A 25,670-nucleotide genomic window follows, 5' to 3' on the forward strand; every position below is an offset into this window, starting at 1 on the left:
GACGGCCACGGCGAAACGGTGTGACTAGATGCTAATTCACTCCCACTCAATCGTCCCCGGCGGCTTGCTCGTCACGTCATACACCACCCGGTTAACCCCCTTCACCTCGTTGATGATCCGCGTCGCGGTCTGGCCGAGGAAGCTCATGTCGAAGGGATAGAAGTCGGCGGTCATGCCGTCGGTTGACGTTACCGCGCGCAGGCCCACGACGTATTCGTAGGTGCGGCCGTCGCCCATGACGCCGACGGTCTTCACCGGCAGCAGCACGGCGAAGGCCTGCCAGATGGTGTCGTAGAGGCCGGCTTTGCGGATCTGGTCGATATAGACGGCGTCGGCCTGGCGCAGGATGTCGAGCTTCTCTTTCGTGATGTCGCCGGGGCAGCGGATCGCGAGGCCGGGGCCCGGGAACGGGTGGCGGCCGACGAAGATTTCGGGCAGGCCGAGTTCGCGGCCGAGCACGCGGACCTCGTCCTTGAACAATTCGCGCAACGGTTCGACCAGCTTCATGTTCATGCGCTCAGGCAGACCGCCGACATTGTGGTGCGACTTGATCGTCACCGAGGGGCCGCCGGTGAAGGAGACGCTCTCGATCACATCAGGGTAGAGCGTGCCTTGCGCGAGGAAATCCGCCCCGCCGATCTTCTTGGCTTCCGCATCGAACACGTCGATGAACAGGCGGCCGATGGTCTTGCGCTTGATTTCGGGGTCGGTGACGCCTGCGAGTTCGCCGAGGAATTGTTTCGACGCGTCAACATGCACCAGCGGAATGTTGTAGTGATGCCTAAACAGGTCGACGACGGTCTTGGCTTCATCAAGCCGCAGCATGCCGTGATCGACGAACACGCAGGTGAGCTGGTGGCCGATCGCTTCGTGGATCAGCACTGCGGCCACCGCAGAGTCGACGCCTCCGGAGAGGCCGCAGATCACCCTGCCCGGGCCTACCTGGGCGCGGATTTTTTCGATAGCCTCTTCACGAAACGCGCGCATGGTCCAGTCGCCGGTGAGGCCTGCGACCTTGCGGACGAAATTGCGGATCAGCTTGGCGCCGTCGGGCGTGTGCACCACTTCGGGGTGGAACATCAGGCCGTAATATTTGCGCTTCTCGTCCTGGATCACCGCGAACGGCGCGTTCGGCGAAACGCCGGCGACACTGAAGCCCGGCGGCATTTTGGTGATGCGGTCGCCATGACTCATCCACACCGGATGACTCTCGCCCATCGACCAAGTGTCGTCGAACAGCTTGCTCGCCGTCTTCACCTCGACATCGGCACGGCCGAATTCGCGGTGATGGCCGCCCTCGACCTCGCCGCCGAGCTGGGCGGCCATGGTCATCTGGCCATAACAGATGCCGAGCACGGGAACGCCGGAATCGAAGATCTTTTGCGGCGCGCGGGGCGAGCCTTCCTCGTGCACCGATTCCGGGCCGCCGGAGAGGATCACCGCTTTCGGCTTCATCTCGTCGAAGGCAGCTTCCGCCTTCTGGAACGGGACGATCTCGGAATAGACGCCCTCCTCGCGCACCCGGCGCGCGATCAGTTGCGTCACCTGACTGCCGAAGTCGACAATCAGAATCTTGTCATGCGCCGAGGCCACCGAGGTGGTCTGCTCGCGGGCTTGTTGTGCTGCTGTCATGGACAGGAATTACGCGACGGGGCGCGGCCTCGCAACCGCGGCAAAGGGTTGGCCCACATTCTTTCTGGGCCGTGGACAAATCCAATTTAGGTAAGTATTATTGACCTAATTTGCGCTCGACGGTTGTCGAGAGCAAATCGCGAGGAAACGGAGGAAACCATGCAAAGCCAGCACTACGCGGCGGCCGATCTCGCCGCGCTCGGCCGGGAATGGATCGCCGCCTGGAACTCGCACGACCTCGAGCGCATCCTAGCGCTTTACGCTGAGGATGCCGAAATGACCTCCGACCGTATTCAGGCGCTCGGCCTGGAAGCAAGCGGCTCGCTGCGCGGCAAGGAAAGCTTGCGGATGTACTGGGGCAAGGCGTTTCAACTGTTGCCCGGCCTGCATTTCGACCTGATCGACACCTATGTGAGCCCGGGCAGCGTGGTCGTGTTTTACCAGAACGAGCGCGGCGCGCAGATCTGCGAATATTTGCGGCTCGATGCGAGGGGAAAGATCAGGCAGGGTTCGGCCAATCATCTCGCGCATTAAGGCCCTGCCTGTGCGACGTGTTCCAACGTGGACCACCGACCCAACCGCGTCATTGCGAGGAGCGTTAGCGACGAAGCAATCCATCTTTCTTTGTGCCGCACGATGGATTGCTTCGCTTCGCTCGCAATGACGGCGGAAAGACCCCGCCCTCCTCTTACCGCAGGACTCCCCCGCATGAAAATTCCAACCCTACCCTTCACCGTGACCGACTGGAGCCAGGTCGCCGCGACGAAACATTCCGGCGAAACCGGCGAAGCGCTGTGGCGCACGCTCAACATCGGCGATCTGCGCGTGCGGATGGTCGAGTATTCGCCGGGTTACCTTGCCGATCACTGGTGCGACCGCGGGCATGTGCTCTACGTGCTGGAAGGCGAACTCGATTCCGAACTGCGCGACGGCCGCACGTTCAAGCTCAAGCCGGGCATGAGCTATCAGGTGTCGGATTTCGGCGACGCCGCGCATCGGTCATCGACGAAGACGGGCGTGAAGCTGTTTATTGTGGATTGAGGAATCGTAGGGTGGGCAAAGCGCAGCGTGCCCACCATTCAAGACAACGGTCGCGGATAGATGGTGGGCACGCTTCGCTTTGCCCACCCTACGCGATCATGCCTTCTTGAGCACTGAGACGAAAAACCCGTCCGTGCCGGTGCGGCGCGGGGTTAGCAGCCAGCCTTCGGCCGACTTCAGCGCGGCGTTTTCAAAATCTTCCGCCTTGTCCCAGAGCACGCTTGCCGTCTCGTTCAGTGGCTGAATCGAAAACTCCGGATGGCGCGACAGAAAGCTGCGGACCTGGTCGCCGTTTTCGCTTCGTAGCACCGAGCATGTGACATAGGCGATGCGGCCGCCGGGCTTGACCAGGGCGCTCGCGCGATCAAGCACTTCCGCCTGGTCCTTCAACCGCACTTCGAGCGCGCCGGGGCGCATGCGCCATTTGGCGTCGGGGTTGCGGCGCCAGGTGCCGGTGCCGGTGCAGGGCGCGTCGATCAGCACGAGATCGGCGGAGGCCTTGATGTCGGCCAATGGATCAGTGTCGCCTTTCGGCGCGCGGACATCGGCGTTGTGGACACCGGCGCGGGACAGCCGCTCGTAGATCGGCGCGAGCTGGCGCTTGTCGTGATCGGTCGCGATCAGCCGCCCCTTGCCTTGCATCATCGCGGCGAGCGCCAGCGTCTTGCCGCCGGCGCCGGCGCAGAGGTCGATCACCTGCTCGCCGGGTTTTGCCGCCGAGAACAGCGCCGCAAGCTGCGAGCCCTCGTCCTGCACTTCGACGGCGCCCTTGATAAAATCCTCCTCGGCATGAATGCCGGGGTTGCGCGCGTCGGCGCCGAGTTCGATGCGGAGGCCGATCGGCGACCACGGCGTTTCCCGCGCGCCAAGATGCTTGAGCGAAGCGAGTACCTTTTCGCGCTTGGCCTTCAGCGTATTGACGCGCAGATCGAGCGGGGCGCGGCTCGCCATCGCTGTCGCCTCGGCCACGCGGTCGTCGCCGAACACCGCTGCCAGCGGCGCGTCCAGCCATTCCGGATAATCGCCGGCGATGTGCGGCGGCGCGCCGTCGAGGGTGCGCGAGGTGAGCGCTGATCGCTCAGCCTCGCTCAGCGGCTCCGGCGCGAAACGCCCGCCGTCGCACAGCACGGCGATGGCCTCGGTATTCATGCCGCGCTCGAGCCGCATCATGCCGAGCACACGCGCACGCGGCGTGTCCGCGTCCATCAGCCAGGCGCTGGACGCCCGGCGCCGCAGCACGTCCCAGATCAGGCCAGATATCGCCGCGCGGTCGCCCGAGCCGGCATAGCGATGCGCGGTGCCCCATTCCTTCAGCGCCTTCGCCGCGGGAACGCGTTGCGCGTCGATGGTCTCGATCAGTTCGATGGCGGCGGACAGCCGGGCAGCAGGGGTCATCAAGGGCTTTCTAAATCAGAAGCAGAAGCTTCAGCGCGAAGTAGATCCACATCACGAGCAGCACCACTGCGCCGGCGAACCAGGCCAGGCTGCGCTGCTGGATGTTGTTCGACGTGACGAAGATGCCGGCGTGGGCAAATCGCGTCACCACGAACACCCAGGACATCAGCACGATGAAGAGATCGGCCCGGCGCAGCGGCAGCGCCAGCGCGATCAGCATGTAGAACAGGAGGGGTACTTCGAACTGATTGCTGAAGCAATTGCCGATCTGGGCCACGCGGGCCGGATATTTCGGCTGCCCCAGCGCGATGTCCTTCAGGCTGGTTTCCCGGGCCTTCACCGCCTTTGTGCGGGCCGACACCATCCATAGCATCAGGAAGAAAGTGAGCCCGACCGACACGAAAACCGGCAGCAAAACCATTTGAACCGACATGAGAATCTCCCCCGAAGCCTGCACCAGACCTTAAAGCAATACCGAGGCACCCCTCGCCTGACAAATCCAGTTCCCCGACACTCGCTTGAACCACAGCCCGAGCCTTTTGAACCACGGACGAAGCCTTGGCGACCAACTATCGAGAATTCCGATGGTTCTGGTCTCGAACCGGCCGCAAAGCAACCCGCGAGCAGGCGATGAACATCACCTCCCCGATCCTGACCGGCGCAGCCAACGCGGCCGAGCTGCCCGGCTATTCCATGACCTCCTTTCTCCGGGCGGTCGGGTTAAGCGACAGCCCCGATGGCGGCCTCGGCATCATCATGTCGGCGTTGGCCGGTGTCGCGGCGGCGCTGGCGGTCGCGATCGTGCTCTCGGTCTACTTTCGCAGCGGCTACCGCAGCCGCCACGATCTCCTCAAACACGGCCTTGCCGCCTCCGCGGTGCTGGTCCTGCTCGCCTTCGCGATCTCGGACATGCGGCACGCGGCGCAGGCCTATCTCGGCCTCAATCCGGCAAAACCCGCGGTGGAATTTGAAATCCGCCTGCCGAAGGCGGCCTTGACCACCACCGCCGACACCCAGGTCGAATTGCTGACCGACCGGAACCAGAAACTGGCCAACGTTCAGGAGGCGCTGGCCTCCACCCCGACGGCCGCAGCATTTTGCGGGGCATGGTGACGCTGGATTATCGCACCACCGAGCGCGTGATGGTGCTGAACCTGCCCGGCCAGGCCCAAGGCACGTTCCGGCTGCGGCTGCCGGCGAGCCCGACACGCTCCGGCCAGTTCGGACCATGGCATCTGGCCGACGGCATCGTGCCGGCCAATGGCAGCGCGGTGACGTCAGAGATTCACGACGCCTTCGCGATCCGCTACCGCGTGCTTTGAGGCGCTACGCTGGGCGGCCACGACGCGGCCAAGACGCTGGAGCGCTTGTGTTGCCCATTTGCCCTGAAGGACAAGGATGGCAAGACCGCGGGCACTTTTACTTTGACGGGAACAACCAGCGCTTTACTTTATCCCCGACGGTCGCCGAAAGAGAGTGGCCGCGGGAGGGTTACAACTTGCGATTTCGCGATCAGGGCATTGTTTTCGCTGGCGGTGCCAAGGGACAGAATATCGACATCCTCAGCGCCAATCCGGTCAATTACTTCCAAGTCATCAGCAATGCCGCCGAGCTGCCGAGACTTGTCATCGACGGCAAGCTGTTCCTGCCCACTTCGGATCATCGCAAGCGCAACGGGAAGCTGCCGCTTGTCATGGTGGTGCCGGGCAGCCTCGGCGTCGCGGCTTCTCACCTGGCGCACGCCGAAGCGCTGGTCGATGACGGCTTTGCGGCTTTTGTGCTCGACAGTTTTGGCGCGCGCGATGTGACGTCCACCGTCGCCAACCAGAGCCAATTCTCATTTGGCGCCAGCGCCTATGACGTGTTGGCCGCGTGGATGGTGCTGTCTGATCATCCCGAGATCGACGCTTCCCGGATCGGCGCGCAAGGCCACAGCCGCGGCGGCTCGGCGGTGCTGACGGCGGCGACGCGACGTTTTGCCGATGCGGTGGTCGGCGCCGGCGCCGGTTTTCGCAGCGTGCTCGCCGCCTATCCCTGGAGCGGCCACCAGTTCCTCGATCCATCCATCGATGAAACCGAAATCCGCGTCATCATGGGCGACGCGGACGAATGGTGCTCGCCGATGCAGGTGCAGGGCCATTGCCAGGCGATCCGCCTCTCCGGCGGAAGAGCGACGATGCGGCTGATCGGCGACGCGCAGCACAGCTTTGACCGCGGCACAGGTATCGAAAATGTTCCCGACGCATCCGTCTCCCCCGCCGCGCCGACGTCCTATATCGCCGACAACGGCGCCTTCATCCATCCGCTCACGGGCGTCGCGGACAGCAAGCTCGTCGACCGTGACCTGATGGTCTATGCGCTGAAGGCGGGCTACGGCCGGAAGGGCGCGAGAATCGGAAGCCGCGACGGCGATGCTGAGCTGTTCAGGGCGGATATGCTCGCGTTCTGGCGGCGGACGCTGGGCTGACGCCACCCACACGCTTTCGTCATCGTTCCGACTTCAGGTCCGGTTATGATCGGCCCGAAAGGAAGGCTGCATGTCCGAATTTCGCCTGACGCAAATTTCCGATACCCACCTCGCCCGCCGTCTGCAGAAACTGACCGACAATTTTCACCGCGTCAGCGAGCATATCGACGCGACGCGGCCCGATCTCGTCATCAACAGTGGCGATATCTCCTTCGACGGTCCGACCAGCCGCAGCGATCTCGAATTTGCGAAAGAAATGCATGACGCGCTACCGGTGCCGTGCAGGCTTTTGCCCGGCAATCACGACATCGGCGACAACCCGACAGCGATCGGCCCCGCGCCAAAGCAGCCGGCGACCGAGGAAGAGCGGCGGAAATATCTGTCTGTGACTGGCGAAGACCGCTGGCGCTTCGATGCTGCCGGCTGGAGTTTTATCGGGCTGAACTCGCTGATCATGAACACCGGAATCGAGAGCGAGGCCGAGCAGTTCGGCTGGCTGGTTTCAGAACTTGCAAGCGTGAACGGCAAGCCGGTCGCGCTATTCCTGCATAAGCCTCTATATCTGAACACGCCTGACGATCCCGAGATCGAGGCGTCGGCGATCCGCTACGTTCCGCAGCCCCGGCGCAAGAATCTGATCGAGATGTTTTCGGCGGTCGATCTGCGGCTGGTCGCCTCAGGCCACGTGCACCAGCGCCGCGACTTCACCTTTGGCCATACCCGCCAAGTCTGGGCGCCGTCTGCCGGCTTCGTCATTCCGGACCGGATGCAGGAAGTGATTGGCGTCAAGGAAGTCGGGCTGGTGGAGTACCGTTTCCAGCCCGACAGTTTTGAAGTCCGCCACGTCAGGGCGCCCGGCCAGACCGATGTCGGGCTGGACGAGCTGCTCGGCAAAGCGGCTAAGGACTGAGGCGTTCTTGAGGCGTTCTTGGGACCGCTCTGCTTCCGCTTTGATTTGAGCACGACCTTCTCGAAAGATTTTCAGATCATGCTTCACACGTTAGAGCGCATCACCACTGACGCTCAACGAGGCCAAAGAAGGAGGAACCATCGTCCCATGGCGCTGTCGCAAATGCGCCTACGCGTGGAGCCGGCTGAAACCGGTTGCCGTAATAGTAGCCCGGTCCGGGCGTGACCCTGACACCGTAGCCTCCTGTGACGTAACCGGAGTTCGGATAGTAGCCCGTCACGCCGGGTTCCTGGTAGACCACTTGAGCCATTGCAGGAGTGGCCAGCATCGTTGCGGCAACCAGACCGAGCGATAGTTTCTTGAAGTTCATCATTTGGCTTCTCCATTGGATGTCAAAACCAAACGACAGCGTTGAAGGCACGTTCCCTCATCCATCTCAAGTGGCTGTGAGGTTCGCGCCGCAAGTTCCAGTTGGCTCAAATTTTATCCGGTCCGACGCGAACCAACTGCTTGCCGAAATTGGCGCCCTTCAAGAGGCCCATGAACGCGGCAGGCGCGCTGTCGAGACCTTCGGTGACGAACTCCTTGTGCTTGACCTTGCCCTCGCGAACCCACTGCGACATGTCGCGCAGGAAGTCGCCGTGACGCGCGGCAAAATCGCTGACGATGAAGCCGCGGATGGTCAGCCGCTTGGTCAGCACGTTGCGCATCATCGCCGGCGCCCATTTCGGCGCCACGGCTTGCGTATCGTTGTAATGCGCGATCAGGCCGCAGACGGGCATGCGCGCAAACGCATTGAGCAGCGGAAACACCGCTTCAAAGACCGCGCCGCCGACGTTCTCGAAATAGACGTCGATGCCCTTCGGGCAGGCAAACTTCAGCTTCGCGGCGAGATCGGTTTCGCGGTGATCGAGGCAATCGTCAAAGCCGAGTTCGTTCTTCACGTAAGCGCACTTGTCCTTGCCGCCGGCGATGCCGACCGCGCGTGCGCCCTTGATCTTCGCGATCTGGCCGACCGCTGAGCCGACCGCGCCGGAGGCCGCCGCGACGACGACGGTCTCGCCGGCCTGCGGTTTGCCGATGTCGAGCAGGCCCGTATACGCGGTCATGCCGGGCATGCCGAGCACGCCAACAGCGGTCGAGATCGGCGCAATCTTCGGATCGATTTTCGCCAGGCCCTTGCCGTCGGAGATGGCGTGCGTCTGCCAGCCCGCGCGCGACAGCACGATGTCGCCCTTGGCAAAGCCGGGATTGTTCGAGGCGATCACCTCGCTGACCGTGCCGCCTTCCATCACGCCGTTGATCGGCACCGGCTGCGCGTAAGACGGACCGTCGCTCATGCGGCCGCGCATGTAGGGATCGAGCGACAGCCAGATGGTGCGCAGGAGAACTTCGCCCGTGCCCGGGGTCGGGATCGGGCAATCCTCGAGGCGAAAATCGGAGGGCTTGGGTTCGCCGACCGGGCGAGCGGCGAGAACGATGCGCTTTGCTGATGCGGACATTGAAGGTTCCTCCGAGTGTTGTTGTTCTTCGTCATTGCGAGCGTAGCGAAGCAATCCACGCCTCCGCAAGCGGCGAAATGGATTGCTTCGCGGAGCCTGTCATCGGGCGCGCATTCGCGCGACCCGTTGGCTCGCAATGACGGTGGAGGGAGAATAACGTCTCCTCCAACGCCGTCATTCCGGGGCGATGCCTAGGACCGAACCCGGAATTTCGAGATTCTCAGGTGCGCAATTGCGCACCTGAGTTCGCTTCGCGCCCCGGAATGACAGCCTAAGATTACACCCCGCCCGGATAATTCGGGCTCTCGCGCGTGATCGTCACGTCGTGGACGTGGCTTTCGCGCAGGCCCGCGCCGGTGATGCGGACGAACTGCGCCTTGTCGTGGAATTCGGCGAGGTTGCGCGCGCCGACATAGCCCATCGCGGCGCGCAGGCCGCCGGCGAGCTGATGCATGACGTTGCCGACCGGGCCTTTATAAGGCACCTGGCCCTCGATGCCCTCGGGCACCAGCTTGAGCGTATCCTTGATGTCCTGCTGGAAGTAGCGGTCGGCGGAACCGCGCGCCATCGCGCCGACCGAGCCCATGCCGCGATAGGCCTTGTAGGAACGGCCCTGCCACAAAAACACTTCGCCCGGCGTCTCATCGGTGCCGGCCAGCAGCGAACCGACCATGGCGATGTCGGCGCCGGCGGCGAGCGCCTTGGCGAGATCGCCGGAATATTTGATGCCGCCATCGGCGATGACGGGCACGTTTGCCTTCTTCGCCGCTTCCACCGCATCCATGATCGCGGTGAGCTGCGGCACGCCGACGCCCGCGACGATGCGCGTGGTGCAGATCGAGCCCGGGCCGATGCCGACCTTGATCGCGTCAGCGCCCGCATCGATCAGCGCCTGCGCGCCCTCTTTCGTTGCGATGTTGCCAGCGATGACCTGCACAGCGTTGGAAAGCCGTTTGATGCGGTTGACCGCTTCCAGCACGCGCGAGGAATGGCCGTGTGCGGTGTCGACCACGATCAGATCGACGCCGGCATCGATCAGCCGCTCGGTGCGCTCAAAACCGCCCTCGCCGACCGTAGTCGCGGCTGCCACGCGCAAGCGGCCGTGCTCATCCTTGCAGGCCAGCGGATGCGCGACCGCCTTTTCCATGTCTTTCACGGTGATCAGGCCGACGCAGCGATACTGGTCGTCGACGACCAAGAGCTTCTCGATGCGGTGCTTGTGCAGCATCCGCTTCGCCTCATCCTGGCTGACGCCCTCGCGCACCGTGACGAGGTTTTCATGCGTCATCAGTTCCGAAACTTTCTGCTTCGGATCGGTCGCAAAGCGGACGTCGCGGTTGGTGAGAATGCCGATCAGCTTGCCGGGCGAATTCTTGCTGGCACCGGTGACGACGGGAATGCCGGAGAAGCCGTGATCCTTCATCAGCGCCATCGCGTCCGACAGCATCGCATCGGGGCCGATGGTCAGCGGATTGACCACCATTCCGGATTCATACTTCTTGACCTGCCGCACCTGGGCGGCCTGTCCCTCCGGATCGAAATTGCGGTGGATGACGCCGACGCCGCCGGCCTGCGCCATCGCGATCGCCATGCGTGCTTCGGTGACGGTGTCCATTGCGGACGCGATGATCGGGATGTTGAGCGGGATCGCGCGGGTCACATGCGAGCGGATATCGGCCTCAGAAGGCAGGATATCCGAGAGACCGGGTTTCAGAAGCACATCGTCGAACGTGAAGGCTTCACGGATACCCTGAAGTCCCTGCGCCATTGCCAACTCCTTTCGGCGGCTCATCGCCGCGATCAGTTCTTATGGATGAACGCCGCCTTCGGCGATGCTATCGGCATCGCCGTCGAATCGAAGCCCATCGGTGGGGTTGACGGTGGTCGATAGCATGGCGGGACGCCGAATCAAAGCGTTTGCCAGCTATGCACAGGCTTTTCGGGAAAAGCCGCAATCCCAAGGGGTTAGCGACGGCCTTAGGGCCGGTATCCCGGCGGCGGGCCGTGCTGGCGGATCGCCTCCACCACCTCGCGGTGCCGGCGGTCCTCCCGCTTCATGTGAACCGCGATCAGCGCATGCGCCGAGGGCACCAGCAGCAGGACGTGGAAAATCAGCCCGAAAACCAGGCAAAACACGATCAGGACCAGGTTGAAGATCGCCGAAAACGGCTGCCCGTTCAGCAGCAGCCCGACCGGCGGCAACAAGGCAGCAAGCACGTAGATCATGCGGACCTCCAGCGGCTGGCGCGGTGCATACCAGCGTCACGCAGGATTTAGGTGGTTTGCCCCGTTCCGCAATGGCCTGTGCAACAGCGGAATGATACAGCGCCCTCGCCTGCCTCACTTTCCGATCCCCCGATCCCGATGACCAAAGAACGCCTGATCCCGCTGATCGTCGCCACTGCCCTGTTCATGGAAAACATGGACTCGACGGTGATTGCGACCTCGCTGCCGGCGATCGCGGCCGATATCGGCACCAGCCCGCTGACGCTGAAGCTCGCCATCACGTCCTACCTGCTGTCGCTCGCGGTGTTCATCCCGGCCAGCGGCTGGACCGCCGATCGTTTCGGCGCGCGCATGGTGTTCTCGATCGCAATCGGCGTGTTCATGATCGGGTCGATCGGGTGCGCGCTGTCGCAGAACGTGACCCATTTCGTCATCGCCCGCATCCTGCAGGGCATGGGCGGCGCGATGATGACGCCGGTCGGACGGCTGGTGCTGTTGCGCTCGATCGACAAGAGCGCACTGGTCAATGCGATGACATGGGTGACGGTGCCGGCGCTGATCGGGCCGGTGATCGGCCCGCCGCTCGGCGGCTTCATCACCACCTACTTCTCCTGGCACTGGATCTTCCTGATCAACATCCCGATCGGGCTGCTCGGCATCTTCATGGCGATGAAGTATATCGACCCGATCAAGAGCGAGGATCCCGAGCGCTTCGATCTCTACGGACTGGTGCTGGCCGGGATCGGCCTTGCCGGCATCGCCTTCGGCCTCTCGGTCGCCGGCCTCGGCCTGCTGCCCTGGCCTGTTGTCGCCGGCCTCGTTGCGGTCGGCACGATCTCGATGACGCTCTATGTGATGCATGCGAGGCGGACCGGATCGCCGGTGCTGGATTTCTCGCTGCTGCGCTTGTCGACCATGCGCGCCAGCATCATCGGCGGCTTCCTGTTCCGGCTCGGCATCGGCGCGCTGCCGTTCCTGCTGCCGCTGTTGATGCAGGAAGGTTTTGGCCTGACACCATTCCAATCGGGACTGGTGACGTTTGCCTCGGCCGTCGGCGCGATGGGCATGAAGACGCTGGCCGCACGCATCATCCGCGCCTTCGGCTTCCGCAACATGATGACGGTCAATGCCGTCGTCAGCGCGGTCTTCCTCGCCGCCTGCGCCCTGTTTACGGTGACGACGCCACTGCTGCTGATCTTCATCATCCTGGTCGTCGGCGGATTCTTCCGCTCGCTGCAATTCACCGCGATCAATACGGTGGCCTATGCCGAGGTCGAGCCGGCGCAGATGAGCCGCGCGACCACGCTGGTCAGTGTCAACCAGCAACTGGCGATTTCCGCCGGCGTCGCGGTCGGTGCGTTCTCGGTGGAATCGACCATGCTGTGGCACCATGTCACCGAACTGAGCGCCGACGTATTCCCGCCGGCGTTCCTCGTGGTCGCGGTCATCTCGGCGGCGTCGGCCTATTTCTTCTGGCAGATGCCCGATGACGCCGGCCACGAAATTTCCGGGCGCAAGGTGGTCGAGATTTCCAGCCGCAAGGGCGCGGCAAAGGCGGCTACCAAGGCCGCCAGCGAAGGCACCGAGGACGCACGCGATCAGCGGCTGGGCTGACCAGGCGCAGCTACGCCTCACCTGACGGCAGCACCGGCAAGGCCGAAGGCCCGAGCCTCCCCGAGAGTTTTTTCATTGCCGGTGTGTATGACACCCGACATTCAAAAATTCGCCGTGAGAGTCACAAAGCGAACGGAAGCCCCGGCGCCAGTCCGCCATATACTTTGGTATAGGCGGGCGCGAGGCGGTCATCCGCGGCAGCACCTGCCCTTGTTGGAAGTTGGGGGAAATGGTTCCCGGTTCCGTCTCTGCGGCGGCACGCGCCTCGGAAGGTCCGGGAACAAAAATCCGATCGTTGTTGAGTTCAGTTTCGCTGAAAGGATGAAACCCGTGAGTGATGCCAATATGAACGTTGACGTGAATAACAATACGCCGAACCCGAAAGCCGCCGGACCATACGAAAAGCGCGGATTTGACATGCCGTTCTTCGCGGTGCCTGGGATCTTTAATGGGATCGCCGAGCAGAACATGACGCGGGCGAAGGAAGGCATCGAGAACATGAAGGTTGCCTCGGGAGCAGTCACCGACGTTCTCCTGGAATCCTGTTCAACCAACGCAAGAGGCGCCGCGGACTACGCCTCGAAATTGATCGAGTTCTCGGCCGCCAACACCAGCTCCGCCTTCGATTTTCTCACCCATCTGATGGGCACGAAGTCGCCCTCGGAAATCTTGCAGCTCTCCGCCGCACAGGGCTGCAAGAACTTTGGAGCCACGGCAGCACAAAACCGGGAGATGTGGGAGCTCACCCGCAAGATCGCGACCGAGAGTGCCGATCCAATCAAGAAGAGCTTTGCCGGCATGCTGCAGAAAGCGTCCTGGTTTTAAGTCACTTTCGCAGCCCGACAGGATCGGCTGGAACGAGCGCTCCACAAGAAGGGCGCATTCCAGCCGACGTCGAGTTGACATGCCGCAACACAAAAATCCAGGGACGGAAGAGCAGATGGGCGTCGTCATGATCAAATGCCCCGAGACGGGGCGTGCCATTCCGACAGGTATGGAAGCGGATCGCGAACGGTTTCGCTGCAGTCCGGTGTTTTTCGCGCGCACCTTCTGTTTGATCTGCAAAGCCAGCCACGAATGGTTTGCCAGGGAGGCCTGGGTTCACGAGCCATCAGAGAGGCGGCTCAAGCCAAAGGCCACGCTCAGCCTGCAATCCGCGTAGGGCCGCTGAAGCCGTTGCCGCAACTCCGTCAATGGCCCCTCGAGCGGGGGCCGGTCGCTCCCTGGCTTGGCGTGCGGCGATGAACCTCCTCTGCCTCGGCAAACAAGGCAGCTCGGTCCCGGGGATGCCGGACGGGCCCCGGCGGCGTCATCTCCTCCGGCAAGACGATCCGACCGATCCTGCGGCGCATGAGCTGGTAGCACTCGCATGCTGCTGCTTCGAGCCGCGGCCTGTCGATCTCAATGAAGGACCGCCGATTGGATCGGACCGCACCCGAGTCACGGAGCTTGCAAACGGCATGCGTCACCGTCGTTCGCCGCACGCCGAGAAATTCCGCAAGCGTCTCCTGCGTCAGCGGCAGGGTGTCCCCGTCGAGCCGATCGTGGACGTGCAGCAACCATCTCGCCAGACGGGCTTCGACCGAGTGTAGCGCATTGCAGGCCGCGACGTGCTGAAATTGTGCCATCAGTGCCCTGGAGAGGATCTGAACCGCGCCATTCAAGGCGCTGCTGCGGTCGAGCGCCGCTTGAAACCGTGTTGGCGAAATCTGCAACGTAGTCCCTGCCACCCGCACCACTGCGGTCATCGGAGAGCGGGAAGGCCCCAGCGTCGACAGGATGCCCACAGCTCCCTCGTTGCCGACGAGAGCCGTCGCGACCGTTTGCCCGCTCGGCATATCCATGATGAAGGCGATCAAGCCGCTAAGAGGGAAATAGATCTTTTCTACTACGTCACCCGACCGCATCAGCACGGCGTCACGTTCAAGCGGGACCATTCGGAAATGAGGCACTAGGAATTTAAGATCCGCTGGCGGCAATCCAGCTAACAGTCGATTACCAACTCTGGCCCTGTGCTCCATCACGGGAAAGCTCCTTCCCAGACGGATGCGCCGTACGCTGCAGAACTGCTGCTGGCGTCAGGCTGCATGCGAATAAACAGACCGCGCCGAGCTGGTAATATGCGCCATCCGGGAAAAAGTTCCAATGGCATTACTCAGGCGCGTCAACGCCGCTCACCCCGCAACCAGGCAGACATTCATCGACCGCGGCCGCGTAAAGGTTGCGCTTAAAGCCGGGTGGGCTGCCCGCGAAATCCCATCGCCAGCACGTAGCGCTCCGACGAATCCTGCCGGCTCGAAGCCGGCTTGACGTGGCGCACGCTGGCGAAATCGCGCTTCAATTGCGCGACCAGTTCGGCGTCTGCGCCGCTCTGAAAGGCCTTGGCCAGAAACGTTCCGCCGGGATTGAGCACGTCGGCGGCAAACGCTGCCGCAGTTTCGATCAGGCCGACGATGCGCAACTGATCCGTCTTGCGATGGCCGGTGGTGTTGGGCGCCATGTCGGACATCACGACATCGGCCCGCCCGCCCATCATCGCGATCAGCTTTTCGGGCGCGTCCTCAGCCAGGAAATCGAGCTGGGCGAAATTGACACCAGGAATTTCCGGCATCTCCAGGAGATCGATCGCGACCACCTTGCCCTTGCCGTTGACGGCGCCGACACGCTTCGCCGCGATCTGGCTCCAGCCGCCGGGGGCGGCGCCGAGATCGACCACAGCGATGCCATGCTTGAGGAAGTGATACTTGTCGTCGATCTCGATCAGCTTGTAGGCCGCGCGCGAGCGATAGCCGTCCCGCTTGGCTTGCGCCACATAGGGATCATTGAGCTGCCGCTCCAGCCAGAGTTTTGATGACAGCTTGCGCTTGCCACCGCTCTTGACCGTGACGTGCAGGCGTCCGGTGGTGTCTTTTGCCATGTCTGTCGGTGCCTTGGGGTGTCAGACGCGATCTAGCACATCACGCCACGCGGCGCATTAACACGCCCTGAGCGCGCCGTCTTCGCGCATCATCTCGACCAGCATGCCCTCGCGCAGGCCCCGGTCGGCGACGCGCAGCCGCGGCAGCGGGAAGGCATCGCGGATCGCATCCAGAATGGCGCAGCCGGCCAGCACCAGATCGGCGCGCTCGACGCTGATGCAATTATTGTTGGCGCGCTCCAGATAGCTCATGCCGCGCAGCCGCTGGATCACCGCGGTAATGTCGGAACCGTGCATCCAGATGCCATCGATGCGGCGGCGGTCGTAGCGCGCCAGATTGAGATGGACGCCGGCGAGCGTGGTCACGGTGCCGGAGGTGCCCAGCATATGCATGTCGTGCAAATCCGTGCCGTGCTCGCCAGCGAAAGGCGCGACATATTGCGCGACTTCGCGCACCATCCGCGCATAGGATTCCGCCGTGACGTCTCGTCCGCCGAAATGCTCGGCCAAGGTGACGACGCCGAGCGGGATCGACATCCACGCCTTGATCCGCGGCGACGCATTCTGCTCGGCGGGATCGCGCTCGATCCGGACCAGCTCGGTCGAGCCGCCGCCGATGTCGAACAGGATCGCGCCCCGCCCTCTTGCGTCCAGCAGCGGCGAGCAGCCGATCACGGCAAGCGCCGCCTCGGTCTCGCGATCGATCACCTCGAGCCGGATGCCGGTCTCACTCGCGACGCGGGCGCGAAAGCTTTCGGCATTGGCGGCAGCACGGCAGGCTTCGGTGGCGATCAACCGCAGGCGGTGGGCCTTGCGGTAGCGGATCTTGTCGCTGCAGATGCTGAGCGCCGCGATGGCGCGCTCGATCGCCGCCTCGCTGATGGAACCGGTCGCGGAAATGCCCTCGCCGAGCCGAATGATCCGCGAAAACGAATCCACCACGCGAAAACCATCGCCTGCCGGACTGGCGATCAAAAGCCGGCAATTATTGGTGCCAAGGTCGAGCGCGGCATAGACACCGTTTGCCGTGGCCGCCGCAACCGACCCTGACGGGCTAGCGCAGACCTCAAGGCCTTCGCGCAGCCGCGTATCGTCATTCATCAAAACTGTCTTTCCGCAGGCCGCTTCCGGGCCGCCGAAGAAAAATTACCGTTCACGGAAACTTTAGCAGCGCCAAGGGGCTACGCAACAACCCATCACATAGGACTATGCCCAATCAGGCGTTGTCGGGCATGACGCAGTGCGTTATCTCAGCAGGAACCCGCGGAACCGGGAAAATCCAAGAGAATCCCAAGCATTTCAGGTGTTTTTCGATGCAAGATCACACGGGCGCCGCCTCCCTGGACAACGCTATCGCACTGCAAAAATACGGGGTGGGGCAGCCGGTGCGCCGCAAGGAAGACGACACGCTGGTCCGCGGCAAGGGCAAATACACCGACGATTTCGCCCTGCCCGGCCAGGCCTATTGCTGGATGGTGCGCTCCAGCCATGCCCACGGAATCATCAAGGGGATCGCCACGGCCACCGCCAAGGCCATGCCCGGCGTGCTCGGCATCTGGACCGGCAAGGACCTGGAAGCCGCCGGCTACAACCCCTTCACCTGCGGTCTGCCGCTGAAGAGCCGGGACGGCTCGCCGCTACTGCAGACCAATCGTCCGGCGCTGGCGACCGACAAGGTGCGCTTTGTCGGCGACCCCATCGCCTTTGTGGTCGCGGAAACGCTGGCGCAGGCGCGCGATGCGGCGGAGGCCGTCGAACTCGAGATCGAGCCGCTACCCGCCGTGACCGACGCGGCTGAAGCGACAAAGCCCGGTGCGCCGCTGCTCTACGATCACATCCCGAACAACGTCGCGCTGGACTACCACTATGGCGACACCGCCAAGATCGACGCGGCGTTTGCCACTGCTGCCCATGTGACCAAACTCGACATCGTCAACACCCGCGTTGCCGTGGTGTCGATGGAGCCGCGCGTGGCGCTCGCCGCCTACGACAAGGCGGCCGAACGCTTCACGCTGCAGGTGCCGACGCAGGGCGTCTCCGGCAACAAGGTGACGCTGGCGAAAATCCTCAACGTGCCGAACGACAAGGTTCGCATCCTGACCGCCAATGTCGGCGGCTCCTTCGGCATGAAGAACGTCAGCTATCCCGAATATACCTGCATCCTGCACGCGGCGAAGGCGCTGGGCCGCCCGGTGAAATGGACCGACGAGCGCTCGACCAGCTTCCTTTCGGACAGCCATGGCCGCGCGCAGCTCATTCACGCCGAACTGGCGCTCGATGCCGAAGGCAAGTTTTTGGCGGTGCGCCTGCAGGGTTACGGCAATCTCGGCGCCTACATCACCGGCGTCGCGCCGGGGCCGCTGTCGCTCAACACCGGCAAGAATCTTGCGAGCGTCTACCGCACGCCGCTGCTCGGCGTCGACATCAAGACGGTGTTGACCAACACCACGCTGATGGGCGCCTATCGCGGCGCAGGCCGGCCCGAGGCCAATTACTACATGGAGCGGCTGATCGACCGCGCCGCCGACGAGATGGGCATCAACCGCCTCACCTTGCGCAAGCGCAACTTCATCAAGCCGTCGCAACTGCCGTTCGCAGCAGCCTCTGGCGTCACCTATGACAGCGGCGATTTCGCAGGCGTCTTCAACAAGGCGCTGGAGATGTCCGATCATGCCAATTTTGCGAAGCGGAAGAAGGAGAGCAAAAAGAGCGGCAAGCTGCGCGGCATCGCCGTCGGCTCCTATCTGGAAGTGACCGCGCCGCCGAGCGGCGAACTCGGCAAGATCAGCTTCGAGCCGGATGGTTCGGTGAAGCTGACCACCGGCACGCTCGATTACGGCCAGGGCCACGTCACGCCGTTCGCGCAAGTGCTTTCGGCGCAGCTAGGCGTTCCCTTCGACAAGATCACGCTGGAGCAGAACGACAGCGATCTCGTCCGTTTCGGCAATGGCACCGGCGGCTCGCGTTCGATCACCGCGACCGGTCAGGCCATCGTGGAAGCCTCCGCGCTCGTGATCGCAAAGGGCAAGCAGGCCGCTGCGCATCTGATGGAAGCGTCCGAGGGCGATATCGAATTCGCCCAAGGCCGCTTCACCATCGCCGGCACCGACCGCTCGATCGGCATCATGGAGCTGGCGCAGCGCGTGCGCGAAGGCAGGATGCCGGAGGGCGTGCCGCTGTCGCTCGACGTCGACCACGCCACCAAGGACACGCCGTCCACCTTCCCCAATGGCTGCCATGTCGCGGAAGTGGAAATCGATCCCGAGACCGGCGTGACGCGGATCGTGCGCTACTTCGCGGTCAACGATTTCGGCACCGTGGTCAACCCGATGATCGTCGCCGGCCAGTTGCATGGCGGCGTGGCGCAGGGCATCGGCCAGGCGCTGATGGAGGAAGTCAGCTACGATTCAAGCGGCCAGCCGATCACCGGCTCGTTCATGGACTATGCCTTGCCGCGCGCGGAGGACATTCCGCCGATGGAAGTCGGCGACCACCCCTCGCCCGCAAAGTCCAATCCACTGGGCACAAAAGGCTGCGGCGAAGCCGGCTGTGCCGGCAGCCTCGTCTGCGTCGTCAACGCGGTGGTCGACGCGCTGTCGGAATACGGCATCACCCATATCGACATGCCGCTGACGCCGGAGCGGGTGTGGCGGGCGATCCAGGATGCGAAGGCGAAGGCGGCGTGAGGCTAGGCCAACCCGTCATTGCCGGGCTTGACCCGGCAATCCATCACGTTCAATGACTCTTCTGAAGTGATGGATGCGCGGGTCAAGCCCGCGCATGACGAGTATTTCCTGTTCTGCACATCACACCTTCTCGACCGCGCCGCCGCTTTCGGCCCAGCCCTTGAAGCCACCGAGATTACGCACGTCCTTGTAGCCCATGTCTTGCAGCGTCTTGCCGGCAAGCGCGGACCGGCCGCCGGAGGCGCAATAGACGATCACGGTTTTTTCCCGATCGAATGCATTGTCATAATAGGGGCTGTCAGGATCCGCCTTGAATTCGAGCATGCCGCGCGCGACGTGTTTCGCGCCCTGGACCTTGCCGGTGCTCTGTAGCTCAAGCCCGTCGCGCACATCGACCACCAGGACCTGGCCGCGCTCGATCAGGGCTTTCGCGTCTTGCGGGCTGATGGCTGGAACGGAGCTGTTAGCCGCTGCAAGTAAATCCTTCACTGAATTAGGCATCGTATTCTCCCGTATGCAGTTATCGTTAGGTACGGATAATGGCCCAGTTTGTGGCGAAGCTTGGTCAATAGTGCAATGACCACGGCTCCAGGAAACTTTGCCGCGACGCTATGCCGCTTGACTGGAGCGTGCATTCTGAAAGGCTTCACGCTGACCGCAGGCGCGCCGACAGCAGGAATTCAGGATCAGATTGTGGACGTATTGTCGGAAGTCCTGCGCGTCGTCCGTTTGTCCGGAACGATTCATTTTCGCGCGGAATTTACGCATCCGTGGGCCATTCTTTCGTCCCCGCCGGCGCTGCTTGCGGCGCGCCTGCAATCCTCCGAAGGATCGGTGACACCGTTTCATGTGGTCACCGAGGGCAATTGCCTGGTGACATCAGGGGCATTGCCGCCAATCCACATCGAAAGCGGCGACGTGATCGTGTTCCCGCGCGGCGATCAGCATGTGATGGCCAGCGACCCTGAACTGGCGCCTGTCCCGATACAGGACATCTATTCGCAACCGTCCGCGGAGCGGATCACGGTCGTGAATCACGGCGGCGGCGGGCCGCCGGCGCGCTTCATCTGCGGCTTTCTGCACGCCGATCAGCGGTTCGATCCGCTGCTGAAATCGCTACCGGCGATTCTTTGCGTCCGCTCGCGCGAAGACGCCCTTACGCTCGAGACGCTGGACGGCACCGGAAGGCGTGTGCAGGCGATCACGCATCCGCAGGAGAAGGAGTGGTGGCGGGCATCGGTGCGCTACCTGATGAGCGAAACCGCGACGCCGGGTCCCGGCAACCGCGCCGTGCTGGCACGATTGGCCGAGTCGCTTTTCCTCGAGCTGCTGCGGTGGCAGTTGCAGTTTGCGACACAGGGCCATGGCGGCGGATGGCTGGCGGGCCTGCATGATCCCCAGGTGGGTCCCGCGCTCACACTGCTTCATGCGCAGCCGGAACGACCGTGGACCGTCGAAGCGCTTGCAAAGGAAGTCGGGGTCTCGCGTGCGGCGCTCGCCAAACGATTCGTCGAACTGGTCGGCGAGTCGCCGATCCAGTATCTCGCGGGCTGGCGGATGCATTTGGCCCAGCACCTGCTGCAAGACAGCACGCTTGGCGTGGCCGAGATCGCCGGACGCGTCGGATATGACTCCGACGCGGCTTTCAACCGGGCGTTCCGGCGGGTGGTCGGCTCGCCGCCCGCGACATGGCGGCAAGCCAGGGAGGAACAGCCTCTCGTAGAGGATGGGTTGCCGGGTCAAGCCCGGCAATGACGCATCGTGTTACGCCGCCGCCTGCTCGCGGGGCTGGTAGATCGCGATGTGGTGGCAATGCGCCAGCGGTGTTTTGCCGTTGGCGACGACCAGCGCATCGAGTTCGACGAAGCGGTGGCCCTTCTTGTCGTAATTGCCGATCACCTTCGCGCGGGCCGTAATGACGTCGCCGACTTTCGCAGCCGACAGGAGCTGCATGCGGCTGCCGACGTGAATCCAAGGCCCCAAAATGGCGTTGTCGACCAGCGCCCGGTTCATCACCCGTTGCAGCAGGCCAGGATGACCGAGGCCTTCCTTCGTATAGATCGGATCGGCTGCCCTGATGTCAGCCAGATATCCCGCGGCCGCTTCGCCCGCCCAGTCGCGCGGCGTGGTGCCGAGCCATTTGCCGAGTTCGTAGGAAGCGCCGCTGACCGGCCTGCGCTCCGCTACGGCAGCGACTTCCTTGTAGTCTGCAATCGAAACAGCCGGTGCGGATGCCGGCAATGACGCGGTGCCGGTGGCGCAAAGCTCGTCGCGGCTCTGCACTTCTATCGAAAGCACATCATTGCTTTCCTCTGCCGTGAGCTCGGCCATCTCGCCGTCATAGACCGGCTTGAGGAAGCGCACATCGATAAAGCCGCGTTCGAGAAAGGCGCGGCCCCATTTGGCGACCGGCTGGTGCATCATATAGGCCATCACGTCGACGCCCGGAACCAGCCCACCCGAGAATCCGAACCGCTTTGCCACGGTGTCGTCATGCATCTTGTTTTCGGATTGTTTGGCGGTGTTGTAGGCCTGGACGCGATACGGCTCGATAGTCATGCCCATTTCCTCTTATTCTTGGTTGTTTTCAGCCATTTATCGTACGCAAAGAATGTACCGTAGCAAGCGTGTTCCGCCCCCTGTTTTCCTCGCATTCAGCCATCGAATAGGCTACCACGCGCGGGCAAGAACATGCCGCCGAGATATGCCTGAATTGAACCCCACCCGCATCTATGTCGATGCCGACGCCTGCCCGGTGAAGGACGAGATCTATCGCGTCGCGACCCGGCACAGCCTGCCGGTCAGCGTGGTCGCGGGGAATTTCATCCGCGTGCCGCAGGATCCGCTGATCGAGCGTATCGCCGCCGGTTCCGGGATGGATGCCGCCGACGACTGGATCGCGGAGCGTGCGGGACAAGGCGACATCGTCATCACCTCGGATATCCCGCTCGCCAGCCGCTGCGTGAAATCGGGCGCCGAGGTGATTGCGCCGAACGGCAAGCCGTTCACCGAACAATCGATCGGCATGACGCTGGCCGTGCGCAATTTGATGACCGACCTGCGCTCATCGGGCGAAGTCACCGGCGGGCCGAAATCCTACTCCCCGCGCGACCGCTCGGCATTTTTGTCGGCGCTCGACCAGACCATCCGCCGCATCCAGCGCCAGCGGGCGCAACAGCCCGCGCAAGACCAAGGTTGAAGTGAACGATGGCGCCGCCGCTGATCCAGTTGAAAGATATAAGGCTGACCTTTGGCGGCACGCCGCTGCTGTCGGGCGTGGAGCTATCCGTGTCCGCGGGCGAGCGCGTCTGCCTGATCGGCCGCAACGGCTCCGGCAAATCGACGCTTCTGAAGATAGCCGCCGGCACCGTCGAGCCCGACGGCGGCAGCCGCTTCGTGCAGCCGGGCGCCACCATCCGCTATCTGCCACAGGAGCCTGATTTCGGCGATCATAAGACGACGCTGGCCTACGTCGAGGCTGGCCTCGGCCCCGGCGACGATCATTACCAGGCGCGCTATCTGGTGGAGCAGCTCGGGCTCTCCGGCGACGAAGACCCCGCACATGTCTCCGGCGGCGAGGCCCGCCGCGCGGCGCTGGCGCGGGTGCTGGCGCCCTCGCCCGACATATTGCTGCTGGACGAGCCGACCAACCATCTCGACCTTCCCACCATCGAATGGCTGGAGGGCGAGCTGGAAAGCCGACGTTGCGCGCTGGTCATCATCAGCCATGACCGCCGCTTCCTCTCCAATCTGTCGCGCGCGACCGCCTGGCTCGATCGCGGCCAGATCAGGCAGATCGACCGCGGTTTCTCGGCGTTCGAATCCTGGCGCGACGAGGTGCTGGCGGAGGAAGTGCGCGACCAGCACAAGCTCGACCGCAAGATCGTTAACGAGGAACACTGGCTGCGCTACGGCGTCTCCGGCCGCCGCAAGCGCAACGTCAAGCGGCTCGGTAATCTGCATGCGCTGCGCGACCAGCGGCGCGATTATCGCGGCGCGACCGGCAATGCCAGCCTCGCCGCCGCCGAAGCCGACAAATCCGGCAAGCTCGTCATCGAGGCCAAGAACGTCGCCAAGGCCTATGGCGAGCGCACGATCGTCGAGGGCTTTTCGACCCGCGTCCAGCGCGGCGACCGCATCGGCATCGTCGGACCGAACGGCGCCGGCAAGACGACGCTGGTTCATCTCCTGATCGGCAACGATCCGCCCGACAGCGGCACGATCCGGCTCGGCGCCAATATCGAAATGGCGACGCTCGACCAGCACCGCGAAAGCCTCGATCCCAAATCGACACTTGCCGAGGCGCTGACCGGCGGACGTGGCGACCATGTCATGGTCGGCGGCCGGCCGAAGCACGTCGTCAGCTACATGAAGGACTTTCTGTTCGCCCAGGAACAGATGCGCACGCCGCTCGAAGTGCTCTCCGGCGGCGAGCGCGGACGGCTGATGCTGGCGCGCGCGCTGGCGAAGCCCTCCAACCTGCTGGTGCTGGACGAGCCGACCAACGACCTCGATCTCGAAACCCTCGACGTGCTGGAGGAGATGCTCGGCGACTACGAGGGCACCGTGATCCTGATCAGCCATGACCGCGACTTCCTCGACCGCGTCGTCACTTCCGTGATCGTGCCCGAGGGCGACGGCCGCTGGATCGAATATGCCGGCGGCTACACCGACATGCTGGCGCAGCGTGGCGAGGATCTCGCACGCGAAGCTCCCAATATGACTACCGTCGAGGAAAAGAAGGAAACCAAGGCTGCCGCGCCCTCTGCGGCGCCCAAGCGCCGGCTGAACTTCAACGAGAAGCACGCGCTGGAAACGCTGCCGAAGACGATGGCGAAGCTGCAGGCCGAGATCGCAAGACAGCAAAAGCTGCTTGACGATCCCGACCTCTACACCAAGGATCGCAAGAAATTCGACGCGGCCTCCGCGGCGATCGCGAAGGCGCAGGAAGAACTCGCTGCCGCCGAAGACCGGTGGCTGGAGCTGGAAGTTTTGCGAGAAGAGATCGAACAGGCGTAGGTATTTCTACCGTCATTGCGAGGAGCGAAGCGACGAAGCAATCCATCCATCCGTTATGCCGCTCGATGGATTGCTTCGCTTCGCTCGCAATGACGAAAAAGCACAACTGGAGCCAACTTGATGAGCACCCCCCTCGCCGCCAAAATCGCTCGTGAATACGGCACGCCCTGCGCCGTGATCGACATGGACCGTGTCGAACGCAACATCGCTCGGATCCAGGCGGCCTGCGATGCGGCTGGCGTCGCCAACCGGCCGCATATCAAGACCCACAAGAGCCCGCTGTTAGCGACCATGCAAGTTGCGGCTGGCGCCCGCGGCATCACCTGCCAAAAACTCGGCGAGGCCGAGGTGATGGCGGAAGCCGGGATCGACGACATCCTGATCAGCTACAATCTGATCGGCGACGAAAAAATGGCCCGGCTCGCCGCGCTGCAGGCCAAAGCCAACATGACGGTCGCCGCCGACAATTCGACCGTGATCGCGGGCCTGCTGCAGGCAGCCAGCGCTTCCGGCCGTCCGCTGTCGGTCGTGGTGGAATGCGACACCGGGCGCAAGCGCGCCGGTGTCGAGACGCCGGGCGAAGCGATAGCGCTGGCGCGCGAGATCGCTGGCTGCAAGGGACTCAAGTTTGCGGGCTTCATGCTGTACCCGACCGAGACCGGCTGGACGGAAGCGCAGAAATTTTTCGATGAGGCGCTGGCCGGAGTCCGTGCGCACGGGCTCGATGCTGCGATGGTTTCAACCGGCGGCTCGCCGAACCTGAAGAATCTTGGAAAACTCAAGGGCGCGACCGAGCATCGTCCCGGCACCTATATCTACAACGACCGCATGCAGGTCGCTGCCGGCGTCGCCAGTTGGGACGATTGCGCGCTCAACATCTATTCCACCGTCGTCAGCCGCGCCGGCCCGGACCGCGGCATTCTGGATGCGGGCTCCAAGACGCTGACATCAGATACCGGCGGCGGGCTTGAAGGCCACGGGCTGATCCTGGAGCACCCCGAGGCGAAGATTGCGCGCTTTGCCGAGGAGCATGGCTTTCTCGATCTGGCCCGCAGCAACACGCGGCCTGTCGTCGGCGACGTCGTGCGGATCGTGCCAAATCACGTCTGCGTCGTCGTCAACATGATGGACGAGGTGGTGATGGTGCGCGGCGAGGAGATTGTCGGCATGCTGCCGGTGGCGGCAAGGGGGAAGTTGCGGTAGGTACCCCGTAGGATGGGTAGAGCGCAGCGAAACCCATCGGGACTTGCCGCGTTTGCTA

The 25,670-nt window shown here is 63.4% G+C and carries 26 protein-coding genes; 14 read left to right on the plus strand and 12 right to left on the minus strand.

The features are described from left to right. Nucleotides 1-36: 36 nt before the first annotated feature. Nucleotides 37-1,632, minus strand: a complete 1,596-nt coding sequence (guaA, locus tag V1286_RS17820) for a glutamine-hydrolyzing GMP synthase (protein ID WP_334481345.1) — start codon at nt 1,630-1,632, stop codon at nt 37-39. Nucleotides 1,633-1,791: 159 nt separating this feature from the next. Here guaA and V1286_RS17825 point away from each other — a divergent pair, with 159 nt between their 5' ends. Both V1286_RS17825 and V1286_RS17830 read left to right on the plus strand, forming a co-directional pair. After that, a complete protein-coding gene (locus V1286_RS17825; RefSeq protein ID WP_334481347.1) occupies nt 1,792-2,166 on the plus strand; it encodes a nuclear transport factor 2 family protein in 375 nt (124 codons plus the stop codon). 174 nt (nt 2,167-2,340) lie between these two features. Beyond that, complete coding sequence (locus V1286_RS17830; protein WP_334481349.1) at nt 2,341-2,673, plus strand: DHCW motif cupin fold protein; 333 nt, start codon at nt 2,341-2,343, stop codon at nt 2,671-2,673. A gap of 96 nt (nt 2,674-2,769) precedes the next feature. Here the strand turns inward: V1286_RS17830 and V1286_RS17835 are convergent, their stop codons facing one another. Together V1286_RS17835 and V1286_RS17840 are read right to left on the minus strand one after the other, a co-directional pair. After that, complete coding sequence (locus V1286_RS17835; RefSeq protein WP_334481351.1) at nt 2,770-4,068, minus strand: RsmB/NOP family class I SAM-dependent RNA methyltransferase; 1,299 nt, start codon at nt 4,066-4,068, stop codon at nt 2,770-2,772. A gap of 10 nt (nt 4,069-4,078) precedes the next feature. After that, a complete protein-coding gene (locus tag V1286_RS17840) occupies nt 4,079-4,501 on the minus strand; it encodes an MAPEG family protein (protein WP_334481353.1) in 423 nt (140 codons plus the stop codon). Between the two features lie 197 nt (nt 4,502-4,698). Here V1286_RS17840 and V1286_RS17845 point away from each other — a divergent pair, with 197 nt between their 5' ends. The 4 genes from V1286_RS17845 to V1286_RS17860 all read left to right on the plus strand — a co-directional run bounded on the left by V1286_RS17845 (nt 4,699) and on the right by V1286_RS17860 (nt 7,445). After that, on the plus strand, nt 4,699-5,181 hold the full coding sequence (locus tag V1286_RS17845) for a hypothetical protein (protein WP_334481354.1): 483 nt from the start codon (nt 4,699-4,701) through the stop codon (nt 5,179-5,181). Next, nucleotides 5,175-5,390, plus strand: coding sequence for a hypothetical protein (locus V1286_RS17850; protein ID WP_334481355.1), 216 nt, complete (start codon nt 5,175-5,177; stop codon nt 5,388-5,390). Before V1286_RS17845 ends, V1286_RS17850 begins: the two co-directional genes overlap by 7 nt. A 176-nt stretch (nt 5,391-5,566) precedes the next feature. Continuing rightward, entirely contained in the window at nt 5,567-6,535 is a 969-nt protein-coding gene (locus V1286_RS17855) for a dienelactone hydrolase family protein (RefSeq protein WP_334481356.1), read from the plus strand. Between the two features lie 70 nt (nt 6,536-6,605). Next, nucleotides 6,606-7,445, plus strand: a complete 840-nt coding sequence (locus V1286_RS17860; protein WP_334481358.1) for a metallophosphoesterase family protein — start codon at nt 6,606-6,608, stop codon at nt 7,443-7,445. A 100-nt stretch (nt 7,446-7,545) separates the two neighbouring features. Here V1286_RS17860 and V1286_RS17865 read toward each other — a convergent pair whose 3' ends face one another. The 4 genes from V1286_RS17865 to V1286_RS17880 form a co-directional block, all read right to left on the minus strand. Then, nucleotides 7,546-7,818 (minus strand): hypothetical protein, encoded by a 273-nt coding sequence (locus V1286_RS17865; protein ID WP_334481360.1) that lies wholly within the window; start codon nt 7,816-7,818, stop codon nt 7,546-7,548. 103 nt (nt 7,819-7,921) lie between these two features. After that, the gene (locus V1286_RS17870) at nt 7,922-8,947 is read right to left on the minus strand and encodes an NADP-dependent oxidoreductase (RefSeq protein ID WP_334481362.1); all 1,026 of its coding nucleotides are present in this window, start codon (nt 8,945-8,947) and stop codon (nt 7,922-7,924) included. 277 nt (nt 8,948-9,224) lie between these two features. Further along, nucleotides 9,225-10,715, minus strand: a complete 1,491-nt coding sequence (gene guaB / locus V1286_RS17875) for an IMP dehydrogenase (RefSeq protein ID WP_334481364.1) — start codon at nt 10,713-10,715, stop codon at nt 9,225-9,227. A gap of 209 nt (nt 10,716-10,924) precedes the next feature. Beyond that, nucleotides 10,925-11,173, minus strand: a complete 249-nt coding sequence (locus V1286_RS17880) for a hypothetical protein (RefSeq protein ID WP_334481365.1) — start codon at nt 11,171-11,173, stop codon at nt 10,925-10,927. A gap of 138 nt (nt 11,174-11,311) precedes the next feature. Here V1286_RS17880 and V1286_RS17885 point away from each other — a divergent pair, with 138 nt between their 5' ends. The 3 genes from V1286_RS17885 to V1286_RS17895 all read left to right on the plus strand — a co-directional run bounded on the left by V1286_RS17885 (nt 11,312) and on the right by V1286_RS17895 (nt 13,949). After that, nucleotides 11,312-12,787 carry a DHA2 family efflux MFS transporter permease subunit gene (locus tag V1286_RS17885; RefSeq protein ID WP_334481367.1) on the plus strand — a complete coding sequence of 492 codons (1,476 nt, stop codon included), beginning with the start codon at nt 11,312-11,314 and terminating at the stop codon, nt 12,785-12,787. A gap of 210 nt (nt 12,788-12,997) precedes the next feature. Continuing rightward, nucleotides 12,998-13,612, plus strand: coding sequence for a phasin family protein (locus V1286_RS17890; protein WP_334481369.1), 615 nt, complete (start codon nt 12,998-13,000; stop codon nt 13,610-13,612). Between the two features lie 115 nt (nt 13,613-13,727). After that, nucleotides 13,728-13,949 (plus strand): hypothetical protein, encoded by a 222-nt coding sequence (locus tag V1286_RS17895; RefSeq protein WP_334481370.1) that lies wholly within the window; start codon nt 13,728-13,730, stop codon nt 13,947-13,949. Nucleotides 13,950-13,977: 28 nt separating this feature from the next. Here V1286_RS17895 and V1286_RS17900 read toward each other — a convergent pair whose 3' ends face one another. The 3 genes from V1286_RS17900 to V1286_RS17910 all read right to left on the minus strand — a co-directional run bounded on the left by V1286_RS17900 (nt 13,978) and on the right by V1286_RS17910 (nt 16,805). Next, on the minus strand, nt 13,978-14,808 hold the full coding sequence (locus V1286_RS17900; protein ID WP_334489715.1) for a Crp/Fnr family transcriptional regulator: 831 nt from the start codon (nt 14,806-14,808) through the stop codon (nt 13,978-13,980). 206 nt (nt 14,809-15,014) lie between these two features. After that, the gene (locus tag V1286_RS17905) at nt 15,015-15,704 is read right to left on the minus strand and encodes an RlmE family RNA methyltransferase (RefSeq protein WP_334481371.1); all 690 of its coding nucleotides are present in this window, start codon (nt 15,702-15,704) and stop codon (nt 15,015-15,017) included. A gap of 57 nt (nt 15,705-15,761) precedes the next feature. Beyond that, the gene (locus V1286_RS17910) at nt 15,762-16,805 is read right to left on the minus strand and encodes a Ppx/GppA phosphatase family protein (RefSeq protein ID WP_334481373.1); all 1,044 of its coding nucleotides are present in this window, start codon (nt 16,803-16,805) and stop codon (nt 15,762-15,764) included. Between the two features lie 212 nt (nt 16,806-17,017). Here V1286_RS17910 and V1286_RS17915 point away from each other — a divergent pair, with 212 nt between their 5' ends. After that, nucleotides 17,018-19,390 (plus strand): xanthine dehydrogenase family protein molybdopterin-binding subunit, encoded by a 2,373-nt coding sequence (locus V1286_RS17915; RefSeq protein ID WP_334481374.1) that lies wholly within the window; start codon nt 17,018-17,020, stop codon nt 19,388-19,390. A gap of 120 nt (nt 19,391-19,510) precedes the next feature. On the opposite strand, the gene V1286_RS17920 is transcribed toward V1286_RS17915, so the two are convergent. Continuing rightward, a complete protein-coding gene (locus tag V1286_RS17920; RefSeq protein ID WP_334481375.1) occupies nt 19,511-19,891 on the minus strand; it encodes a rhodanese-like domain-containing protein in 381 nt (126 codons plus the stop codon). Between the two features lie 192 nt (nt 19,892-20,083). Between V1286_RS17920 and V1286_RS17925 the strand changes: the two genes are divergently transcribed. Further along, nucleotides 20,084-21,145 (plus strand): AraC family transcriptional regulator, encoded by a 1,062-nt coding sequence (locus V1286_RS17925; protein WP_334481376.1) that lies wholly within the window; start codon nt 20,084-20,086, stop codon nt 21,143-21,145. 9 nt (nt 21,146-21,154) lie between these two features. Here the strand turns inward: V1286_RS17925 and V1286_RS17930 are convergent, their stop codons facing one another. Continuing rightward, the gene (locus V1286_RS17930; protein WP_334481377.1) at nt 21,155-21,955 is read right to left on the minus strand and encodes a hypothetical protein; all 801 of its coding nucleotides are present in this window, start codon (nt 21,953-21,955) and stop codon (nt 21,155-21,157) included. 139 nt (nt 21,956-22,094) lie between these two features. Here V1286_RS17930 and V1286_RS17935 point away from each other — a divergent pair, with 139 nt between their 5' ends. From V1286_RS17935 to V1286_RS17945, 3 genes are all read left to right on the plus strand, one after another. After that, the gene (locus tag V1286_RS17935; RefSeq protein ID WP_334481379.1) at nt 22,095-22,589 is read left to right on the plus strand and encodes a YaiI/YqxD family protein; all 495 of its coding nucleotides are present in this window, start codon (nt 22,095-22,097) and stop codon (nt 22,587-22,589) included. Between the two features lie 8 nt (nt 22,590-22,597). Continuing rightward, the gene (locus tag V1286_RS17940; RefSeq protein ID WP_334481380.1) at nt 22,598-24,409 is read left to right on the plus strand and encodes an ABC-F family ATP-binding cassette domain-containing protein; all 1,812 of its coding nucleotides are present in this window, start codon (nt 22,598-22,600) and stop codon (nt 24,407-24,409) included. Nucleotides 24,410-24,529: 120 nt separating this feature from the next. Next, complete coding sequence (locus V1286_RS17945) at nt 24,530-25,612, plus strand: D-TA family PLP-dependent enzyme (protein ID WP_334481381.1); 1,083 nt, start codon at nt 24,530-24,532, stop codon at nt 25,610-25,612. Nucleotides 25,613-25,670 lie beyond the last annotated feature (58 nt).

The organism is Bradyrhizobium algeriense (assembly GCF_036924595.1).
Classification (GTDB): Bacteria; Pseudomonadota; Alphaproteobacteria; order Rhizobiales; family Xanthobacteraceae; genus Bradyrhizobium; species Bradyrhizobium algeriense.

Coding starts and splice junctions, on each gene's coding strand:
- V1286_RS17920 (WP_334481375.1), bottom strand. CDS start 19,891: ATGCCTAATTCAGTGAAGGATTTACTTGCAGCGGCTAACAGCTCCGTT.
- V1286_RS17830 (WP_334481349.1), top strand. CDS start 2,341: ATGAAAATTCCAACCCTACCCTTCACCGTGACCGACTGGAGCCAGGTC.
- V1286_RS17935 (WP_334481379.1), top strand. CDS start 22,095: ATGCCTGAATTGAACCCCACCCGCATCTATGTCGATGCCGACGCCTGC.
- V1286_RS17865 (WP_334481360.1), bottom strand. CDS start 7,818: ATGATGAACTTCAAGAAACTATCGCTCGGTCTGGTTGCCGCAACGATG.
- V1286_RS17860 (WP_334481358.1), top strand. CDS start 6,606: ATGTCCGAATTTCGCCTGACGCAAATTTCCGATACCCACCTCGCCCGC.
- V1286_RS17930 (WP_334481377.1), bottom strand. CDS start 21,955: ATGGGCATGACTATCGAGCCGTATCGCGTCCAGGCCTACAACACCGCC.
- guaA (WP_334481345.1), bottom strand. CDS start 1,632: ATGACAGCAGCACAACAAGCCCGCGAGCAGACCACCTCGGTGGCCTCG.
- V1286_RS17905 (WP_334481371.1), bottom strand. CDS start 15,704: ATGGCAAAAGACACCACCGGACGCCTGCACGTCACGGTCAAGAGCGGT.
- V1286_RS17910 (WP_334481373.1), bottom strand. CDS start 16,805: ATGAATGACGATACGCGGCTGCGCGAAGGCCTTGAGGTCTGCGCTAGC.
- V1286_RS17885 (WP_334481367.1), top strand. CDS start 11,312: ATGACCAAAGAACGCCTGATCCCGCTGATCGTCGCCACTGCCCTGTTC.
- V1286_RS17900 (WP_334489715.1), bottom strand. CDS start 14,808: ATGGAGCACAGGGCCAGAGTTGGTAATCGACTGTTAGCTGGATTGCCG.
- V1286_RS17840 (WP_334481353.1), bottom strand. CDS start 4,501: ATGTCGGTTCAAATGGTTTTGCTGCCGGTTTTCGTGTCGGTCGGGCTC.
- V1286_RS17850 (WP_334481355.1), top strand. CDS start 5,175: ATGGTGACGCTGGATTATCGCACCACCGAGCGCGTGATGGTGCTGAAC.
- V1286_RS17825 (WP_334481347.1), top strand. CDS start 1,792: ATGCAAAGCCAGCACTACGCGGCGGCCGATCTCGCCGCGCTCGGCCGG.
- guaB (WP_334481364.1), bottom strand. CDS start 10,715: ATGGCGCAGGGACTTCAGGGTATCCGTGAAGCCTTCACGTTCGACGAT.
- V1286_RS17835 (WP_334481351.1), bottom strand. CDS start 4,068: ATGACCCCTGCTGCCCGGCTGTCCGCCGCCATCGAACTGATCGAGACC.
- V1286_RS17845 (WP_334481354.1), top strand. CDS start 4,699: ATGAACATCACCTCCCCGATCCTGACCGGCGCAGCCAACGCGGCCGAG.
- V1286_RS17940 (WP_334481380.1), top strand. CDS start 22,598: ATGGCGCCGCCGCTGATCCAGTTGAAAGATATAAGGCTGACCTTTGGC.
- V1286_RS17870 (WP_334481362.1), bottom strand. CDS start 8,947: ATGTCCGCATCAGCAAAGCGCATCGTTCTCGCCGCTCGCCCGGTCGGC.
- V1286_RS17915 (WP_334481374.1), top strand. CDS start 17,018: ATGCAAGATCACACGGGCGCCGCCTCCCTGGACAACGCTATCGCACTG.
- V1286_RS17945 (WP_334481381.1), top strand. CDS start 24,530: ATGAGCACCCCCCTCGCCGCCAAAATCGCTCGTGAATACGGCACGCCC.
- V1286_RS17895 (WP_334481370.1), top strand. CDS start 13,728: ATGGGCGTCGTCATGATCAAATGCCCCGAGACGGGGCGTGCCATTCCG.
- V1286_RS17880 (WP_334481365.1), bottom strand. CDS start 11,173: ATGATCTACGTGCTTGCTGCCTTGTTGCCGCCGGTCGGGCTGCTGCTG.